The organism is Martinezella miluonensis, from assembly GCF_900094545.1.
GTDB lineage: Bacteria > Pseudomonadota > Alphaproteobacteria > Rhizobiales > Rhizobiaceae > Rhizobium > Rhizobium miluonense.
Genome location: NZ_FMAH01000012.1, coordinates 79,752 through 96,655 on the forward strand (window position 1 = coordinate 79,752; position 16,904 = coordinate 96,655).

The 16,904-nt window shown below is 59.8% G+C and carries 17 protein-coding genes and 1 riboswitch; of the genes, 10 read left to right on the forward strand and 7 right to left on the reverse strand.

Annotated features, from left to right (window positions below; translation table 11 throughout):
- The first annotated feature begins 122 nt into the window (after positions 1-122).
- The 4 genes from GA0061102_RS12925 to GA0061102_RS12935 all read left to right on the forward strand — a co-directional run bounded on the left by GA0061102_RS12925 (position 123) and on the right by GA0061102_RS12935 (position 2,370).
- A complete protein-coding gene (locus tag GA0061102_RS12925) occupies positions 123-350 on the forward strand; it encodes a DUF1127 domain-containing protein (protein WP_092847924.1) in 228 nt (75 codons plus the stop codon).
- Positions 351-419: 69 nt separating this feature from the next.
- Complete coding sequence (locus GA0061102_RS12930) at positions 420-1,271, forward strand: helix-turn-helix domain-containing protein (RefSeq protein ID WP_092847762.1); 852 nt, start codon at positions 420-422, stop codon at positions 1,269-1,271.
- An 82-nt stretch (positions 1,272-1,353) separates the two neighbouring features.
- Positions 1,354-1,515: a hypothetical protein gene (locus tag GA0061102_RS33150; protein ID WP_167667973.1), complete on the forward strand. Its 162-nt coding sequence runs from the start codon at positions 1,354-1,356 to the stop codon at positions 1,513-1,515.
- A gap of 204 nt (positions 1,516-1,719) precedes the next feature.
- Complete coding sequence (locus GA0061102_RS12935; protein WP_092847927.1) at positions 1,720-2,370, forward strand: hypothetical protein; 651 nt, start codon at positions 1,720-1,722, stop codon at positions 2,368-2,370.
- Positions 2,371-3,229: 859 nt separating this feature from the next.
- Here the strand turns inward: GA0061102_RS12935 and GA0061102_RS12940 are convergent.
- From GA0061102_RS12940 to GA0061102_RS12960, 5 genes are all read right to left on the reverse strand, one after another.
- Positions 3,230-4,495 (reverse strand): ATP-binding protein, encoded by a 1,266-nt coding sequence (locus tag GA0061102_RS12940; protein ID WP_092847765.1) that lies wholly within the window; start codon positions 4,493-4,495, stop codon positions 3,230-3,232.
- A complete protein-coding gene (locus tag GA0061102_RS12945; RefSeq protein ID WP_092847767.1) occupies positions 4,492-5,223 on the reverse strand; it encodes a response regulator in 732 nt (243 codons plus the stop codon). The genes GA0061102_RS12940 and GA0061102_RS12945 overlap by 4 nt, the downstream gene beginning before the upstream one ends.
- Before the next feature lie 453 nt (positions 5,224-5,676).
- Positions 5,677-5,922: a helix-turn-helix domain-containing protein gene (locus GA0061102_RS12950; RefSeq protein ID WP_092847770.1), complete on the reverse strand. Its 246-nt coding sequence runs from the start codon at positions 5,920-5,922 to the stop codon at positions 5,677-5,679.
- 297 nt (positions 5,923-6,219) lie between these two features.
- Positions 6,220-6,738 (reverse strand): NUDIX hydrolase, encoded by a 519-nt coding sequence (locus GA0061102_RS12955; protein WP_245297997.1) that lies wholly within the window; start codon positions 6,736-6,738, stop codon positions 6,220-6,222.
- 323 nt (positions 6,739-7,061) lie between these two features.
- Entirely contained in the window at positions 7,062-8,390 is a 1,329-nt protein-coding gene (locus tag GA0061102_RS12960) for a dicarboxylate/amino acid:cation symporter (protein WP_092847772.1), read from the reverse strand.
- A 233-nt stretch (positions 8,391-8,623) separates the two neighbouring features.
- On the opposite strand from GA0061102_RS12960, the gene GA0061102_RS12965 reads away from it, so the two are divergent.
- Both GA0061102_RS12965 and GA0061102_RS12970 read left to right on the forward strand, forming a co-directional pair.
- Positions 8,624-10,486 (forward strand): sensor histidine kinase, encoded by a 1,863-nt coding sequence (locus tag GA0061102_RS12965; RefSeq protein WP_245298000.1) that lies wholly within the window; start codon positions 8,624-8,626, stop codon positions 10,484-10,486.
- Complete coding sequence (locus tag GA0061102_RS12970) at positions 10,483-11,859, forward strand: sigma-54-dependent transcriptional regulator (RefSeq protein WP_092847775.1); 1,377 nt, start codon at positions 10,483-10,485, stop codon at positions 11,857-11,859. The genes GA0061102_RS12965 and GA0061102_RS12970 overlap by 4 nt, the downstream gene beginning before the upstream one ends.
- 72 nt (positions 11,860-11,931) lie before the next feature.
- Here the strand turns inward: GA0061102_RS12970 and yghU are convergent, their stop codons facing one another.
- Both yghU and GA0061102_RS12980 read right to left on the reverse strand, forming a co-directional pair.
- On the reverse strand, positions 11,932-12,807 hold the full coding sequence (gene yghU / locus GA0061102_RS12975) for a glutathione-dependent disulfide-bond oxidoreductase (RefSeq protein ID WP_092847784.1): 876 nt from the start codon (positions 12,805-12,807) through the stop codon (positions 11,932-11,934).
- A gap of 503 nt (positions 12,808-13,310) precedes the next feature.
- The gene (locus GA0061102_RS12980; protein WP_092847790.1) at positions 13,311-13,457 is read right to left on the reverse strand and encodes a DUF1127 domain-containing protein; all 147 of its coding nucleotides are present in this window, start codon (positions 13,455-13,457) and stop codon (positions 13,311-13,313) included.
- A 235-nt stretch (positions 13,458-13,692) separates the two neighbouring features.
- Positions 13,693-13,789: riboswitch (TPP riboswitch) on the forward strand.
- Between the two features lie 47 nt (positions 13,790-13,836).
- Between GA0061102_RS12980 and thiM the strand changes: the two genes are divergently transcribed.
- Genes thiM through GA0061102_RS13000 form a run of 4 tightly spaced genes read left to right on the forward strand, consistent with a single transcriptional unit; the run spans position 13,837 to position 16,851 of the window.
- A complete protein-coding gene (thiM, locus tag GA0061102_RS12985; RefSeq protein WP_092847792.1) occupies positions 13,837-14,640 on the forward strand; it encodes a hydroxyethylthiazole kinase in 804 nt (267 codons plus the stop codon).
- Positions 14,637-15,272, forward strand: a complete 636-nt coding sequence (gene thiE, locus GA0061102_RS12990; RefSeq protein ID WP_092847795.1) for a thiamine phosphate synthase — start codon at positions 14,637-14,639, stop codon at positions 15,270-15,272. Before thiM ends, thiE begins: the two co-directional genes overlap by 4 nt.
- Complete coding sequence (gene thiD, locus GA0061102_RS12995; protein ID WP_092847799.1) at positions 15,269-16,090, forward strand: bifunctional hydroxymethylpyrimidine kinase/phosphomethylpyrimidine kinase; 822 nt, start codon at positions 15,269-15,271, stop codon at positions 16,088-16,090. The genes thiE and thiD overlap by 4 nt, the downstream gene beginning before the upstream one ends.
- Entirely contained in the window at positions 16,087-16,851 is a 765-nt protein-coding gene (locus tag GA0061102_RS13000; RefSeq protein ID WP_092847802.1) for a 3-oxoacyl-ACP reductase, read from the forward strand. Before thiD ends, GA0061102_RS13000 begins: the two co-directional genes overlap by 4 nt.
- The last annotated feature ends 53 nt before the right edge of the window (positions 16,852-16,904 follow it).

A 16,904-nucleotide genomic window follows, 5' to 3' on the forward strand; every position in this document is an offset into this window, starting at 1 on the left:
CAAAATGTCGACAACGAAAACGGCCGCGGAGTCAGCATTGCGATCGCTAAATTATCTGACAGCGCGAATGCGGCGCCAGTGGTTGATTGTCTCCATCGAAACACATGATCGAGGAGATCATCATGCAAACTCCAGGCATCGCAATTCCTTCCGCGCACATCCGCATTTCAAGCAAACCGCGACGCAAGTTGCTTTCAGCGCTCATGGGAGTGGCGGGCCTGCTTGCACGCAAGGTGGCAGAACGGCGCAACCGAAATGCACTCATGGAGCTTTCGGACGATCAGCTGAAGGATATAGGCCTTTCACGCGGTCAGGCCGGGAGCGACGTTCATATTTACAGCCGCTACTAAAAGGATGATGCAGAACGTGTTAGCTTTATGCAGCGCGACCGGCATCTGCGGCACAATGGGGACTGCTGAATGTCACTGATTTCGACAGCTCTGTTGCTGAAAACGAATACGGTTATTATCCGCGATGTCGTGTGCAACGGCGAATGCCGTCACAAGAGCGACGAGGAATGTGCGCACAAAACAAGTCTGGTCTATCCCTACCGCGGCGTCTTCAAGCGCCATATCGGCCAAAACGATGTGGTTGCCGAGGCCAATCAGGTCGTGTTCTTCAATCGCGGACAGGACTACAGGATCAGTCACCCCGTCGACGGCGGAGATTCCTGTCTCGATCTTGCTATCGACGAGGCCGTCCTTCACGAACTTGCGCCGACCGACCAGGTGCAGGCCGGCGAAGACCTTGTCTTTCGCCGGCAGCGCCGTCGCATCGACCCGCGCGCCCAGGCCCTGGTCGCACTTCTTCGGCATGGGCTGAGCCGCAATATAGCCGAAAGCCTCGAGGGCGAGACCCTGGCTCTGACACTGGTGCGCCGCTCGCTCGGTGAGCGGACATCGCATGCGGCCGGCGCGAGCTTTGGCCGGCAGAAGCTTGTCGATCGCGCAAAGCTTGTCCTGTCGTCGGATCTGGCCCGTCGATGGACGCTTGCCGAAATCGCCAAGGAAGTCGGCGTATCGCCGGTTTACCTGACGCAGGTTTTCCAGCAGGTCGAGGCCGTGCCACTCTATCGCTATCAATTGCGGCTGCGCCTGGCGCGTGCCCTTGACCTTCTCGGCCAGTATGACGATCTCACCTTGCTTGGCCTTGATCTTGGTTTCTCCAGCCACAGCCATTTCAGCGCCAGTTTCAAGCAGACCTGTGGTCTGACTCCAGCTGAATTCCAGCACTCGGCACAATTGAAGCCGAAGCGCTATACAGCTCGCTAAAGATTTCGACAGCGCCGACGCGGTGTTCGGTGATCTGATGATCCTGCCCCTGTTGGGGAGTTGTTTGGGAAAGGATCACGACATGAAAAAGACGACATGCGCTGCCTGCGACTGCGAACTTGGCGCCGATACCATCAAGGTCAACCTTGGCGGCAAATCGGTCGAAGTCTGCTGCGAGGAATGTGCCGTCGCACTGCGGGAAGCCGATCAATCGACGTCGGCGTCCTCCGTCAGCAAGGAATAGAAGCGCAACTCAAGCGGTAGAAGTCGCGTCTTGGGCGCGGCTTCTTTCGTAGATGAAATTGTAATGGAGTGTTGCCGCACGGCTCCCAGCAAACTTCGTTCGCAACATTCCCTCGCCAAGAAATACTCGGAAATATCAGGACCTATTGCATTCATACGGCCGCGATAGCCTCAGCATCAGTCAATCGGAATGAAGGCACTGAACATGAGGCAACGACACATCGTCGCAATTTTGTTGATAGCAGCGACCGGCGGTATAGCCGCTTCTGCTCTTGCTGCCGAGCCGGCCGCAACACCGGAGGCGCAGCCTCCAGCCGGCATCGAAGCTCCGCAGCCCGCGCCGGACCAGGCACCACCCGCCGGTTGTCCGGGGCCTGGTCCGCATTTCGGAGCACCGATGATGGGCTTTGGTGACGGCAGGCCCATGCCGCCATTCGGCCCGCCCGGCGGCTTTCCCCGCGGGCCGAATCCGGCACTGGAGCTTGCCGGCAAGCTGTCGGCCATGGAAACGCTGATCGGCATTCGCAGCGCCCAACTCGATGCCTGGAGGGACTACACCAACGCGCTGACGGATTTTCTGGCGTTTCCGAAGCATCGGCCGCCCGGCCCGCCGCTCCCGAATGAGGATGCTGCACCGCCATCCGGCCAGGACGGCGACAACCAGCCGGACAGGCAGAACGAACTCTTTGGCGAGCGCATGGCCGACTTCGCGTTGGATCGAGCCGCTAAGGCAGCTGTCCTCAAGGAGAAGGCCACAGCCCTGCGCAGCGCGCTGACTGCCGATCAACTTGCAAAGCTGGAGAATGCCGAGCGATCCCTCATTCCCGGACCGCATGCATTTCGTGATCGACGCTAGACGGCCCGATCGGCCGGAACTCGCTAGATAACCAAGGCTATTTCTCTCCTCTTCCAACCGATCGAGATCCCCCGGACGCCCTTGTCGGTTGGAAGGAGCGGCCCGTCAAAGGGCCGAATGGCCCGGGAGCGCCCCGCCCGGCGCTCCCGGGCCAATAGCGCGAGCCTCGGGCACCTTTCCACAGTGCCCTGCCATCATATTGAGACGGCAAGGCTGAGACCAAACCTGCAAAAACCTTGCAATTCTCCCACTGATGGAAGCAGCCCGAAGTTCAGGTGCCTCGCGCACTTATCCTAAGTGCCGCGGCCCACGCCGCGACACACTTAGGTCAGCAATTTGCTGGGCGCACGATATTCCGCGCTATCCAGAGACGAACTATTCGGGGGATTCTCGGCATGCCCGAGCTGTAATCCGGCTTCGCCATTCGTGTTGGGGGCGCCATGGCGAAGCCGGGTACGCGGGGCGATCAAAGCCTGATTGAGCCAAGCATGTGATCGGCTGCAATTCTACAGGAGTCGATGCTTTAAATATTTCTGAATGTTTCTCAAATGGGGCATTTTAGAGAAATTTGGTGTCTTGGCTTTTCTATTTGAGTATTACCTTTTGATAAGTTCCGCAAACTTAATTTGATATTACCATCTTCCGAAATGTAGAAAACATTACACAAGTAAGCTCTCTCTACGCAAAACTCCGATGCTGAATTGGAGCGCTCCCATTTGTTAAAACCGGGTGCGGAAACACTATAATGTCCTTGTTTCTCCCTAGCCACGGGAGACCCAGATCATCTTCTCAGTAGGTGTCTTGGCCTTCACTTCAAGGAGAGGCCGCAGTTGCGCTTCACAGCAATTTGGCTTTCGGCTCAGCTCGCGGATCTGCCAGCGGCGCTCTTGAATGACACCACCTGCTCCAGGCCCTTGGGTTGCCGGTTGCGCACGGTGATCTCTCCTCCGAAGCGGGTGACGATTTCACGCGCGATGGCCATGCCGAGACCGGCGCCGGGAAAGGACTTTTGTCTGGCAATGTCGATACGGAAAAAGGGCTCAAAGACCTGATTGAGGCGCTCCTCGGGAATGCCGGGGCCGGTGTCGGTGATCCTCACCACCGCCCTGTTGCCAAGATGCGTGACAGTCACCATCGCCGATTGGCCATGCGTCGCGGCGTTTATGAGAAGATTGCGCAGTGCTCTCGTGACCGCCAGCGGCCCGGCGCTGATCGTCGCAGGTTCCAGCTCGCCGCTCTCGACATGCATATCGATCGCCTTGAGTTCCGTGACGATATCCTTCACGATCGCATCGAGCCTGACCTGCTCCAGGCTGTCGCTGGAGATCTCTTCCCGCACCAGCCCGATCGCGCTATCGGCGATCCTGTCGAGCTCCTCAAGATCGGCGAGCCATTTCTGCCGCTCCTCATCGTTCTTGATGAATTCCGCTCGCAAGCGCATCCGCGTCATTGGCGTCCTGAGATCATGCCCCGCGGCCGCAACGAGCCGCATGCGGCTTTCCGTGGCGGCCTTTACCCTGGCCGACAGACCATTGAGCGCCTGTGCGGTAACGCGAATTTCACCAGGCCCGGTTTCCGGTATATGTGGCAGCGTGCCGTCGGGGTTGACGGCCGCCACTGCCTGCTCCAGCAAACGCAGCGGCTTCATGAGCTTGGACGCGGCAAAGATCGAAACCAGCACGCTGCCGATGATGATCAGGCCTAGCCATTCCGCAAGGATTTTCCAGCCCCCCGGCGGCGGCCCGTGCTGCGGCATCGGCATGATAAGCCATGTCCCGTCATCGAGCTTCAGCGACGCAATCATCTCGCCTGTCGACTGGTGGGATATAATCGCCTGACGCATGCCGGAGATGCGAAGCAGCGCCTCCATGAGAAAGCGCGACAGTTCTTCATCGCGTGGGCCATCGGCGGGAACGGGCGCGACCACCAGGCCAGCCGATGTCGCTGAGGCCCTGTCCTTCTCGGCGAAAGTCGCAAGAATGGCGAGCTGACGAGCCATGGGCTGGATCATCATATCCGGGCGCGGACCCCGCATGACGAGGCTTGCCACCAAAGACGAGGAGATGACGACCAGAACGATGGCCGTCAGCAGGAGCAGCGCCAGACGCGCACCCAGCGACCTCATGAATCGCCCTTTATCGCCGTCACCGGTACGACGAGCTGATAGCCGCCGTTACGGATCGTTCGGAAAATCGGCTCCTCGGCCGTTTCGGAAAGCTTGCGGCGCAGCCTGCTCATCAGGACATCGATCGAGCGGTCGGCGGGATCGCGATCGCGCCCCTGCGTCAGGTCGAGCAATTGATCGCGCGACAGCAACCGGCCGGCGCGCTCCAGAAACGCCTTGAGCAGATCGAATTCTGCTCCGGTTAGCGAGACGACCTCGCCATTGCTTCTAGTCACGCGGCGAAGCTGCGGATCGAGCATCATATCCCCGAACTGGAATCGCCTTTGTTCGGGTTCGATCGAGAGATCTTCAGTCGTGCGACGCAGGACGGCGCGAATACGCGCCGCCAGCTCGCGCGGATTGAATGGCTTACCGAGATAATCGTCGGCTCCGATCTCAAGTCCGAGAATTCGATCGATGTCCTCCTTGAGCGCGGTCAGCAGGATGACTGGCACCCGGGGACGGCGGTTTCTGAGGTCGCGGCAGAGATCGAGCCCGGACCCGTCCGGGAGCATCACATCGAGAACCAGCAGATCGGGATGGCGGCGGTTGAGCGCATCGTTGCAGCCGCGAAGATCACTTGCCGTCGACACGCGGAAACCTTGCTCCTCCAGATATCGGCTGAGGAGCGAGCGGATCTCGTGGTCGTCATCAACTATCAGAATATCCGGCGCAGCTATCGCAGTCATAGATTTCGTCCCATTTTCCAACCGTTATACAAACTATCAATCCGCTGAAAAGAAGGGTTTTGCGGCATGAATACGGAAATTCCACGCGGGAAACGTTAGTTTACAAAATTCCCGCAGGCAGAAATGTTGAGCAATGAAATAATGCCATCGAGCAAAACAGGTGCGCACGCTCACTATATCACGCCACCCTTAGCCGTTCGACACTCCAGCCCGAAAGCCGAAGATCTGACCGTGGCAATCCACCTCCGCGCCGAAGAGGAATCGGTCATTCCAGCGGCTAGTCAGCAATCGACATGGGGATCGAAGATGAGATGGAAGAGTTCAGACTACCGCTGACGACCAAATTATTTTGGAGGCACGAGACTCATGCAAGATATGGGCGCTGAACTGATTGCGGACTTCCCGCCGCAAGGGCTGTAGAGGCGCACCCCGCGCCGGGGCGCGCCCTCTAGGTCAAACGATGAAGAAAGTCGAAGGCGGAACCTGCAACGCGGCAGCGATCCGCCGAAGTTTTGCCGGATCTGCATCGGCGCCGGCTTCGATCTCAACAATTTCCTCATTGGTGAGGCCACAGGTCTCAGACAGATCAGCAATCGTATAGCCGATAGCTTCCCGCGCCTGCCGCACAGCAGCTGCAATTTCACCATGCGGAACGGTGGAAGCTTTTGAACTATCGATATTATTCTGAGTAATGGACATGAAATTTCTCCTTCCAAAGTCCACCGGCAAAATCAATGCCGGGTGAAGGCAGCTATTGCAGCCATGGAGCATAACGACCCAAACAAATGTGGCCGAGCGCTGGGTCAATATAGGCATCAATGCGGCATAGGCAAGCATCGAAGCGCATGGCAGCCGAGATCCTGGCATATAGCTCGCTTGGCACGGTCAGGATGGACAAACACCCGGTTGCATTATCGCAAGCCAACAGCTGCAGGTGCCATCACTCAAACCAAACAAGCGCTGGCCGCAAATGGGAAGAACACGGCATCCAGCCCCCTAGGCCTTATTGGCTCGGCTATTTTTTCCGCTCGACTTGGATATTTTTCGTTCGGCTGCGAGCAGAAGCCCCTTCAACTCCGGTTCGCGCACGCGACTTGCCGCTTCGATGAAGGAGACCCATTCGCTACGGCGCTGGCCTTTTTCGGGAAAATCCTGAAAAACCTGCTCGACGTCGAGCAGGTGCAATCCGACGACGCAGGGAACGCAATAGCCGTCGCCAAGCTGCTTCAGGTAGGTGAAGTAGCCGAAAGGCTTCTTCTTCACCTTGCCGCGCACGCCGGCCTCCTCAAAAGCCTCGATTGCTGCGACCTCGTGCGGCTTCTTGCCCTTGATCGGCCATCCTTTGGGCACGATCCAACGACCGCTTTCCCGGCTCGTGACCATAAGAACCTCGGCAGTACGGTGCTCAGGCACTCTTCTATAGCAGATGGCGGCATATTGCTCGTAGACGGGGCCATGAAGCAGGGCCTCCGCATGCAATGCAAGTTCGGAAAGAAAACTCTCTGAACGCCTCAAGGCCTTTTCCTGCGCTGACAATGAAGACGCCATGCTGCCGACTACCCGCGACCTCGCCGCCCGCCGCAAGGCCGCCGCGAAATTCGCAGACGCGTGCTCATCAAAACTTTCTGCGCCACGCTGCCCTCCTGTCCCTTCTGCGGCTCTGCCGAAATTCGCAATTGTCAGCATCATGCTGTGAGCCGTTGCAATGACAGTATTATGAAGGCAGCTGTTGATCATGGCCTTGTGATCGGGGCAGGAGCTGACAATCCAGTCAGGAGCAGAAACTGAAAACGGCCCCGAGAGGGGCCGTTTCGCACTTGGGGGGATCGACGGGAGGCTTATTCTGCCGCCTGCAACGCCGGTATCTCGATCTCTTCACTCAATTGCCCCGCCATGGCGGCGGCAAACTTGGTCTGGTCGAGTTCGTTTTCCCAGCGGGCAACCACGATTGTAGCGACCGCATTGCCGACGAAGTTGGTCAGGGCACGGCATTCCGACATGAAGCGATCGATGCCGAGAATCAAGGCCATGCCGGCGATCGGCACCGAAGGCACGACTGCAAGCGTCGCGGCGAGCGTGATGAAGCCTGCGCCGGTGATGCCGGCAGCCCCCTTGGAGCTCAGCATGGCCACGAGCAGCAGCAGGATCTGGTCGCCGAGGGACAGGGGCGTATCGGTCGCCTGGGCAATGAAAAGTGCCGCCAGCGTCATATAGATGTTGGTGCCATCGAGGTTGAAGGAGTAACCCGTTGGGATGACGAGGCCAACGACCGAACGCTTGCAGCCCGCACGCTCCATCTTGTTCATGAGGCCGGGCAATGCGGCTTCCGAGGAAGACGTGCCAAGCACGAGCAACAACTCTTCCTTGATGTAGCGGATCAGTGCCAGGATGGAGAAGCCGTTGTAGCGGGCGACAGCGCCGAGCACGACGAGCACGAACAGCAGCGACGTGGCATAGAAGGTGCCGATCAGGAATGCCAGATTGGCGATCGTGCCGATACCGTATTTACCGATGGTGAAGGCCATGGCGCCGAAGGCACCGATCGGAGCAAACTTCATCAGCAATGCGACCATGCGGAAGATCGGGGTGGTCAGCGCCTGCAGGAAATCGGTTACGGGACGGCCGCGCTCGCCGGCAGCGCCGAGCGCGATGCCGAAGATGACCGAGAAGAACAGCACCTGGAGAATATCGCCCTTGGCGAAGGCGCCGACGATCGTGTCGGGAATGATGTTCATCAGGAAGCCGACGACGGAGGCATCATGAGCCTGCGCCGCATAATTGTTGACTGCCTTCGTATCCAGCGTCGCCGGATTGATATGCATGCCAGCGCCCGGCTGCAAGACGTTCGAGACGATGAGGCCGACAATCAGCGCCAGGGTCGAGAAGGTCAGGAAGTAGATGAAAGACTTGCCGACGACACGGCCGAACTTCTTCAGATCCGACATTCCGGCAATGCCGGTGGTGACCGTCAGGAAGATGACGGGTGCGATGACCATGCGCACAAGCTTGATGAAGGCATCGCCGAGCGGCTGCAGCGACGCGCCAAACTGCGGATAGTAATGGCCAAGCAGAATGCCGGCGGCGATTGCGGTCAGGACCTGCACATAGAGATGCCGGTAAAAGGGAAGTTTGCCGCGCGTTTCGGCGGCAGCGATGGGAGCAATCATGATGTCCTCCGTTAAGCCCAACCGATCTCTCGGCCCTCCGGGCGACGACTAGAATTCAACAGCCTCCGACTGTTCCATTTCCCACTGCAATGAGCGTGCCAGATGAATTGCACCGAGATAATCCATTGATTTATATGAATTTAAATTCTCTCAGCTGAAATACGCCTCCGGATTTGTGCGAAAATCCACACAGCCAGAATTGCGCCGCGCGCGAAAACATGCACAATGTGAGAATGCTGCAGCAGCCGGCGACAGGACGATTTTTGACACCAGAGCAACTGGGACGGCGATCCCGGCGGGTCTGGCTTGTCTTTGCGCTGCTATGCGCAGCCATCATCACCGCCGCCTTGTACGGTGCCAGCTATTACGGTCGCCTCACAGCCCTCGAAATGCTGCAAAGGCAGGGACATACGGATGCGAACCTCAAGGTTGCTCTCCTGCGGGCGGTGCTTGAGCGTCCGCGCGCGCTGCCGCTGTTGCTGGCGGATGATCAACAGGTGCGCGATGCACTAGCAAGACGGCAGGACGATGCCGTCATCGCTCTTGACCGCAAACTGGAAAGCCTGGTCTCCGGCACGAGTGCTTCGGTTCTCTATGTCGTCGGCAAGGACGGTATCGCCATGGCCTCGAGCAATTGGCGCGAGCCGTTGAGCTTTGTCGGCAATGATTATTCGTTCCGTGACTATTTCAGTAAAGCCATGGAGGCGGGAACAGCCGAGCACTATGCGCTCGGCACCGTCAGCAATCGCCCGGGCCTCTATATTTCCCGTCGCGTCGGCGATGCCGGTTCGGCCTTGGGCGTCGTTGTGGTGAAGATGGAATTCGATCAGCTGGAAGCCGATTGGAGCGAGACCGGACGCCCCGCTTACGTTATAGACGAACGTGGTATCGTGCTCATTACCAGCCTGCCCTCCTGGCGCTTCATGGCCGCGGGGCCGCTTTCACGCGAGGAAGCCGCCGCCATTCGAAAGAGCCTGCAATTTGGTGCGGCACCCCTCTCGCAGCTGCCAATCAGCCGTCCGGAGCCCATAGGTCCGGATGCGACCATTATGCGCGCCGTTCTGCCGGGCAGCAGTGCGGCCGAATATTTGCAGCTGACGACCGCGATCCCATCGACACCCTGGCGGCTCGGCTACCTGATACCGACCGACCAGGCGATCGCGTCCTCGGTGCGAGAGACACGCTTTCTCACTTTGACCGTGTTGCTGCCGATCCTGGCATTCGCCGCTTTCCTGCTGCGCAGGCGTGATGTTTCTGCGATGCAGATCGCCGTCAGCAGGATCGCCCGCGAGGAGCTGGAGCGGCGCGTGCTCGAACGTACCGAAGATCTCAGCCGCGCGCGTGATCGCCTGGAGGCGGAGATTGCCGATCACCGCACGACAGAGGCGAAACTGCAGGGGGTTCAACAGGATCTCGTGCAGGCCAACCGCCTCGCCATTCTCGGCCAAGTCGCGGCCGGCGTCGCCCATGAAATCAACCAGCCCCTCGCAACGATCCGCGCCTATGCGGAGAATGCCAGCGTCTTCCTCAAGCGGCAGCAGACTGAACCGGTCAAGGAGAACCTATCCTCCATCGCGGCACTGACGGAGCGGATCGGAACGATCACCGAGGAGCTCAAGGCCTTTGCCCGGAAGGGACGAACGGCGCCCGAGCCGGTGGACATGAGAAGCGTCATCGAAGGTGCTGTCGTTCTGCTCAGAAGCCGTTTCGCTGGCCGCCTCGACGCCCTCAAGATCGAACTGCCGCCGACAGGGGTCAACGTCGTCGGCACCCGGATCCGGCTTGAGCAGGTCTTGATCAACCTCTTTCAGAACGCGCTGGAAGCCCTCGAAGGCCGGGATCACGCCAAGGTCGAAGTCTCGGTGCAGGAGACGTCGGATGACGTCGAGATCATCGTCTCCGACAATGGGCCTGGCATTCCAGCCGCAATCCTCGACTCGCTGTTCACGCCGTTCAATACCTCCAAGGAAAAGGGCCTCGGCCTCGGCCTTGTCATTTCCAAGGATATCGTCGTCGATTATGGCGGCAGTATCGAGGTCGAAAGCAGCAGCAGAGGAACCCGTTTCACCATTCATTTGCGCAAGGCCACGACATGAACGACAGCTCTCCGGTCTTTCTCATCGACGATGACAAGGATCTGCTGAAGGCAACGAAGCAGACGCTGGAGCTGGCAGGCTTTGCCGTCTCGGCTTTCTCTGCGGCAAGCGACGCCTTAGGCGCTCTCGAACCGGGTTTTGCCGGGGTCGTCGTCTCCGATATCCGCATGCCGCAAATGGATGGACAGCAGCTCTTTGCCCACATCAAGGAACGCGATGCCGATCTGCCCGTCATCCTGATGACCGGCCATGGCGATATTCCCATGGCGGTGCAGGCCATCCAGGATGGCGCCTATGATTTCATTGCCAAGCCGTTTGCCACGGACAGGCTGGTGCAAAGCGTGCGGCGAGCCGCTGAAAAGCGCCGGCTCGTTCTTGAAAACCGCTCGCTCCGCCTCGCCGCCGAGCAGGCGCAAGGCGATCTGCCGCTGATCGGCCAGACCCCGGCCATGGAGCGGCTGCGCCATACCTTGCGGCAGATCGCCGATACGGATATCGATGTGCTTGTGACCGGTGAGACGGGCAGCGGCAAGGAAGTGGTGGCAAGCCTGCTGCATCGCTGGAGTCGTCGCGCAAAGGGCAATTTCGTTGCGCTGAACTGCGGGGCGCTCCCCGAAACCGTGATCGAAAGCGAACTCTTCGGCCACGAGCCGGGCGCATTCACCGGCGCGCAGAAGAAGCGCATCGGCCGCATCGAACATTCAAGCGCCGGTACACTGTTTCTCGACGAGATCGAAAGCATGCCGCCGGCGATTCAGGTGCAGATGCTGCGCGTACTGGAAATGCGCGAAGTGACGCCGCTTGGTACGAACGAGGTTCGCCCCGTCGATCTGCGCGTGGTGGCGGCGGCCAAGGTCGATCTCGGCGATCCCGCCCAGCGTGGGGATTTTCGCGAGGATCTCTATTATCGCCTCAATGTCGTCACGCTCTCCATCCCGCCGCTGCGCGAGCGGCGCGACGATATTCCCCTACTCTTCAGCTATTTTGCCGAGCGTGCCGCCAATCGCTTCAAGCGCGAGCCGCCGGCCATTTCCAGCACAGTCCGCCGCCATTTGCTGCAGCACGACTGGCCGGGAAACGTTCGCGAGCTCTCCCATTTTGCCGAACGCCTGGTGCTTGGCCTCGAAACCGCAGCCGCGCCGAAACCCGGTGACGCGCCTGCCACGGATGCAGCATTATCCCTACCCGCCCGGATGGAGCGCTATGAGGCCGAGCTCATTCGCGAGACGTTGTCGCAGAACAATGGCGATGTCCGCCGCACTATCGAGGCTCTAGGGATCCCGAGGAAGACCTTCTACGACAAGCTGCAACGCCACGGCATCGTCAGAGGCGACTTTGCGGGTTTTGACGGAAGCGAACGGCAGGGCTCGTAAGCCGGCACCCAAAAACGAAAACTCGCGGCCTTGAGCCGCGAGCATCTCCGGATCAAGGCAAGGATCTGAAGGTCAGCCCACGGCTTCAATCTTGTCCTGCGTCTTCGTTTCGAAATCGCTGGCATCATGACGCTCGCGCAATTGCTCGGAAGGATCGCCCGACATACGGTTGACCATGCGGCCGCGCTTGACGGCCGGGCGCGAGTAAATCTGCTCGGCCCAGCGCTGGAGATTCCTGTAATCCTGGACCCGCAGGAATTCGCCTGCGCCATACTGCCAGCCCTTAGCAAGGCCGCCGTACCAGGGCCAGATTGCGATGTCGGCAATGGTGTATTCGCTGCCGGCGATATATTCGCTCTCGGCGAGGCGACGATCGAGCACGTCGAGTTCGCGCTTCACTTCCATGGCGAAACGATCGATCGCATATTCGATCTTCGTCGGCGCATAGGCATAGAAATGGCCGAAACCGCCGCCGAGATAGGGTGCGCTGCCCATCTGCCAGAACAGCCAGGACAGGCATTCGGCGCGAGCCGGTTGCTCGGTCGGCAGGAAGGCGCCAAATTTTTCGGCGAGATACATCAGGATTGAAGCGGATTCGAAGACGCGGATCGGCTTGAGGCCGCTGCGGTCGAGCAATGCGGGGATCTTCGAATTGGGATTCACTTCGACAAAGCCGCTGCCGAACTGGTCGCCATCGCCGATCCTGATCAGCCAAGCGTCATACTCGGCGCCCCTATGACCAAGCGCCAACAGCTCCTCGAGCATGATCGTGACCTTCACGCCGTTCGGCGTACCGAGCGAATAGAGCTGAAGAGGATGCCGGCCGACAGGCAATTCCTTTTCATGGGTCGGCCCGGCGATTGGACGGTTGATATTGGCGAACTGGCCGCCATTCGCCTTGTTCCAAGTCCAGATCTTCGGCGGCGTATACTCGGCAGAACCGGTCATGGGCATCCTCCTTGTTCGGTGAATCAGGTTGAGGTGATCTTCGATGTAGCGCGCAACGTAGTGCGCAACGCCTGTCGCACATAGTGACGTCAGTTCATTTTTACGAGAGGCGCGCACGATGCTTTTGATGGTCTTGGACAGAACAAAAAAGCCTGCCGCGGGAGGAGGTGCGGCAGGCTTTCTTCAAGAACCGAACAGCGGATGGGAGGAGGAGTTCCGCTGTTCACGCAGACGACCTTGGGAGGAGGAGAAGGGCGTCTGCAAAGCGAAGGGATGCGGGAGGAGGTGCATCGCTTCGATGAATTAAACATACCAGTCTTTTGCTCAGTTGATAGGCATTTCTTTGCAAGACAGCTATGCGCTATGCGAAAAGCAAAAGCTCGACTGGAGCATTTTTCGGCAGAGAGCACAGTTCGGGCTTTCATGCGGACAAAACAAAAGCGCCTGCTCGGGAGGAGGCAGGCGCTCGCAAAATACAGCTTATAACTTAGCCTTGCCGACTGTCAGCCAGCGAGGGCTGCGCGGGCAACATTGCGGATTTCGCCGCGATCGATACCCAGATCGTGCAGTTCGCGGGTAGACATACGGCCCAGTTCAGCGACCGTCTGCCGGTACTTGCGCCAGTTATTGAAAGAGCGTGCTACGTTCATGATGATCCCCTTTCCTTGGGCATTCGAAGCTGAGCTGCCGTGCTTGGCGCTTTGTTCGCTTCGATGGGACACATATAGTCCAACCCCCTGCCCTTTTGCAGCGCCAAGGCTTCACTGCACCCATGCATCGAATGCATGGATTAATGCGGCTCCGGTGACACCCGTCACGACCGGCCAACCACATCCCTTGCAATTTGCTGATGACATCGCCGGCGTTGTCTGCGACAAAGGAAGGGACGAGAGACAGGGGCGTCCGCTGTTCGGCGGGCTGAGAAGCACCCTTTGAACCTGAACCAGATCATGCTGGCGGAGGGAGTCGCTCGGGGCTTTGCAACATTGCTCGTGCCCCTATGCGTCTCGCCCGCCTGAAAGGGGCGATATGCCGGACCAAACCACGACAGGCACTTTACTCAATGCCATGCGGGCCAACCCACCATTGGTACAATGCATCACCAATTTCGTGGCAATGAATATCGCCGCCAACGTGATGCTCGCCGCCGGCGCATCGCCTGCCATGGTCCACGCCGAGGAAGAAGCCGCCGAATTCGCCGCCATCTCGGGCGCGTTGACGATCAATATCGGCACGCTATCGACCGGATGGCTCGCGGGCATGCTTTCCGCAGCAAGATCGGCAAGAGAGACCGGCAAGCCCTGGGTTCTCGATCCCGTTGCTCACTACGCTACAGCCTTCCGGCGCAAGGCGGTCGCACAATTGCTGGAGCTGCAGCCGACGATCATCCGCGGCAATGCTTCGGAGATCATTGCGCTTGCCGGTGGCGCCGGTCGCGGCCAGGGCGTCGACAGCCGCGACCCCGTCGAATTGGCCGAGGAATTGGCAAGGCAACTCGCCGAACGGCATGAATGCGTGGTCGCCGTCACCGGTGTCACCGATTTCGTGACCGACGGACGCAAGGCGCGACGCATCGCCGGCGGTTCGCCGCTCATGCCTCAGGTCACGGCACTCGGCTGCTCGCTGACCTGCCTTGTTGGAGCATTCGCGGCGACCACGCCCGACAATCCCTTCGATGCGACTGTCGCGGCCCTCGCCGTCTTTGCCGTTGCCGGGGAGCAGGCCGGAGCGGCGGCCGATGGCCCCGCCTCCTTTTCCTGGCGCTTTCTCGATGCGCTGGCTGCCCTCGACGCCGAGACCCTATCCGCCAAAGCGAGGATCATGACGGCATGAAAAGCTTCGATCTTTCACTCTATCTCGTTCTGGATCCTGTCCTATGCGCTGATATCGGCATGGTCGAAACAGCCCGTGCCGCTTTCGCCGGCGGCGCAACCATCGTGCAGCTGCGCGACAAAGATACCTCGACCGCAGCCATGATCGAGACCGGCCTTGCCCTCAAGCAAATGCTGGCCGGTAGCAATGCCCGCCTTATCGTCAACGATAACGTCGAGGCCGCTATCGCCATCGGCGCCGATGGCCTGCATATCGGTCAGGAGGATATGGATGCCCATGAGGCACGACGGATGATCGGCCCGGATATGATTCTCGGCCTTTCGGTAGAGACCGAGGCCCTCGCCTCGGCGATAGATGCGGGGATCGTTGATTATGCCGGGGTCGGCCCCGTCTTTGCAACGCAGACCAAGCCCGACCACAAGCAGCCGATCGGCCTCGACGGGCTGGCCGGCATCGTCAAGCTCTGCCCAGTTCCAACGGTCGCTATCGGCGGCCTGAAGGCCGAGCACACCGCTGCGGTGCTGGCGGCCGGGGCAGACGGGCTGGCCGTTGTCTCGGCCATATGCGGCACGCCCGATCCCGCGGCCGCGACAGTCCTTATCGCCCAAGCCATCAGGGAGGCACGCAAATGATCCGTAACGTCCTGTCCATCGCCGGCTCCGATCCCTCCGGTGGCGCCGGCATCCAGGCCGACCTCAAGACTTTTTCGGCTTGTGGCGTTTATGGAATGGCTGCTTTGACCGCACTAACCGCTCAAAATACGCAAGGCGTTTCCGGCGTTCATCCGGTGCCTCCGCAATTCGTCGCCGATCAGATCGCGGCGATCTTTGCCGATATCCGCGTCGATGCCGTCAAGATCGGCATGATCGCCAATGCGGCGATCGCGAGCGCCGTTGCCGAGATCCTGGCGCGACATCGCGATGTCCCCGTCGTGCTTGATCCCGTCATGATCGCCAAAGGCGGCGCAGCCCTTCTTGCCGCCGATGCCGTCGACGTGCTGACCACGCAGCTGCTGCCGCTGGCGACAGTCGTGACGCCGAACCTGCCCGAGGCGGCTGCACTGTTGCACGAAGCCGAAGCAAGAAGCCGCGAAAACATGGCGCGTCAGGCGCTCGCCCTTTCAAAGCTCGGCCCTGCAGCCGTACTCGTGAAGGGCGGTCATCTCGAAGGCGATGAGAGCCCCGATGTGCTGGCAAGCGCCGGCACCATCACCTGGTTCGAAGCCGACCGCTTGCCGACGAAGAACACGCATGGAACCGGCTGCACCCTCTCCAGCGCCATTGCCGCCGAGATCGCCAAGGGCCTGCCGCTTCCGGAAGCCATAGCCTCGGCCAAGGACTATCTCGCCCAGGCTGTCGCGGCCGCTGGTCAGCTTTCGGTCGGTAGCGGCCACGGACCCGTGCAGCATTTCCATGCGCTATGGGCGGACAATGAAGGAGTGAAGAGATGAGCCTGCCAATCAAGGACCAGATCGTTATCGTTTCAGGCGCCGGGCGTGGTTTCGGAGCAGCAATCGCGGCAGCCTTTGCCCGCGAAGGCGCGAAGGTCGCGATCAATTATCGAGCCAGCCGCGCGCAGGCGGAAACGCTTGCGACGCAGCTCGGCGATCGTGCGAAGGCTTTCCAAGCCGATATGCGCAGCCCCGCCGAAACGGAACGGCTGGTGGAACAGGTGACCGCTCATTTCGGGGCACCGACGACGATCATTCATAATGCGCTTGCCGATTTCAGCTTCAATGGCGATGCGCGCTCGAAACTGGATGCGTTGAGCTGGGCTGAGATGGCGACGCAGCTCGAGACGGCCCTGCAGGGGGCTCTCAACCTCATTCAGGCGGTGCGGCCGGCGATGGTGGCAAATGGCTTTGGCAGAATTGTCACGATCGGCACCAACCTCTTCCAGAATCCAGTCGTGCCCTATCACGACTATACGGCGGCGAAGGCGGCCCTCCTGTCATTGACCCGAACAGCTGCAGCCGAACTCGGGCCGCTCGGGATCACAGTGAACATGGTTTCAGGAGGCCTGCTGCGCACGACCGATGCCAGCAGCGCCACGCCGGAAGCCGTCTTCGATCTCATCGCCGCCAATACGCCGCTTCGCCGTGTCACCACGCCGGAGGAAGCGGCCGACGCGGTTCTATTCTTCGCCAGCCCTTGGGCGCGCGCGGTGACCGGACAAAACCTCATCGTCGATGGCGGGCTGGTCTTCGGTTAGAGCGTTTCCGCTTTTCTTCGAATCGCGAAAACGCTCTATCTTCTTGTTTCTTT

What these genes read in the sequence shown, in the direction of transcription:
- GA0061102_RS12925 (WP_092847924.1), top strand. Translation starts at nt 123, where the DNA reads ATGCAAACTCCAGGCATCGCAATTCCTTCCGCGCACATCCGCATTTCA.
- GA0061102_RS12930 (WP_092847762.1), top strand. Translation starts at nt 420, where the DNA reads ATGTCACTGATTTCGACAGCTCTGTTGCTGAAAACGAATACGGTTATT.
- GA0061102_RS33150 (WP_167667973.1), top strand. Translation starts at nt 1,354, where the DNA reads ATGAAAAAGACGACATGCGCTGCCTGCGACTGCGAACTTGGCGCCGAT.
- GA0061102_RS12935 (WP_092847927.1), top strand. Translation starts at nt 1,720, where the DNA reads ATGAGGCAACGACACATCGTCGCAATTTTGTTGATAGCAGCGACCGGC.
- GA0061102_RS12940 (WP_092847765.1), bottom strand. Translation starts at nt 4,495, where the DNA reads ATGAGGTCGCTGGGTGCGCGTCTGGCGCTGCTCCTGCTGACGGCCATC.
- GA0061102_RS12945 (WP_092847767.1), bottom strand. Translation starts at nt 5,223, where the DNA reads ATGACTGCGATAGCTGCGCCGGATATTCTGATAGTTGATGACGACCAC.
- GA0061102_RS12950 (WP_092847770.1), bottom strand. Translation starts at nt 5,922, where the DNA reads ATGTCCATTACTCAGAATAATATCGATAGTTCAAAAGCTTCCACCGTT.
- GA0061102_RS12960 (WP_092847772.1), bottom strand. Translation starts at nt 8,390, where the DNA reads ATGATTGCTCCCATCGCTGCCGCCGAAACGCGCGGCAAACTTCCCTTT.
- GA0061102_RS12965 (WP_245298000.1), top strand. Translation starts at nt 8,624, where the DNA reads ATGCTGCAGCAGCCGGCGACAGGACGATTTTTGACACCAGAGCAACTG.
- GA0061102_RS12970 (WP_092847775.1), top strand. Translation starts at nt 10,483, where the DNA reads ATGAACGACAGCTCTCCGGTCTTTCTCATCGACGATGACAAGGATCTG.
- yghU (WP_092847784.1), bottom strand. Translation starts at nt 12,807, where the DNA reads ATGACCGGTTCTGCCGAGTATACGCCGCCGAAGATCTGGACTTGGAAC.
- GA0061102_RS12980 (WP_092847790.1), bottom strand. Translation starts at nt 13,457, where the DNA reads ATGAACGTAGCACGCTCTTTCAATAACTGGCGCAAGTACCGGCAGACG.
- thiM (WP_092847792.1), top strand. Translation starts at nt 13,837, where the DNA reads ATGCCGGACCAAACCACGACAGGCACTTTACTCAATGCCATGCGGGCC.
- thiE (WP_092847795.1), top strand. Translation starts at nt 14,637, where the DNA reads ATGAAAAGCTTCGATCTTTCACTCTATCTCGTTCTGGATCCTGTCCTA.
- thiD (WP_092847799.1), top strand. Translation starts at nt 15,269, where the DNA reads ATGATCCGTAACGTCCTGTCCATCGCCGGCTCCGATCCCTCCGGTGGC.
- GA0061102_RS13000 (WP_092847802.1), top strand. Translation starts at nt 16,087, where the DNA reads ATGAGCCTGCCAATCAAGGACCAGATCGTTATCGTTTCAGGCGCCGGG.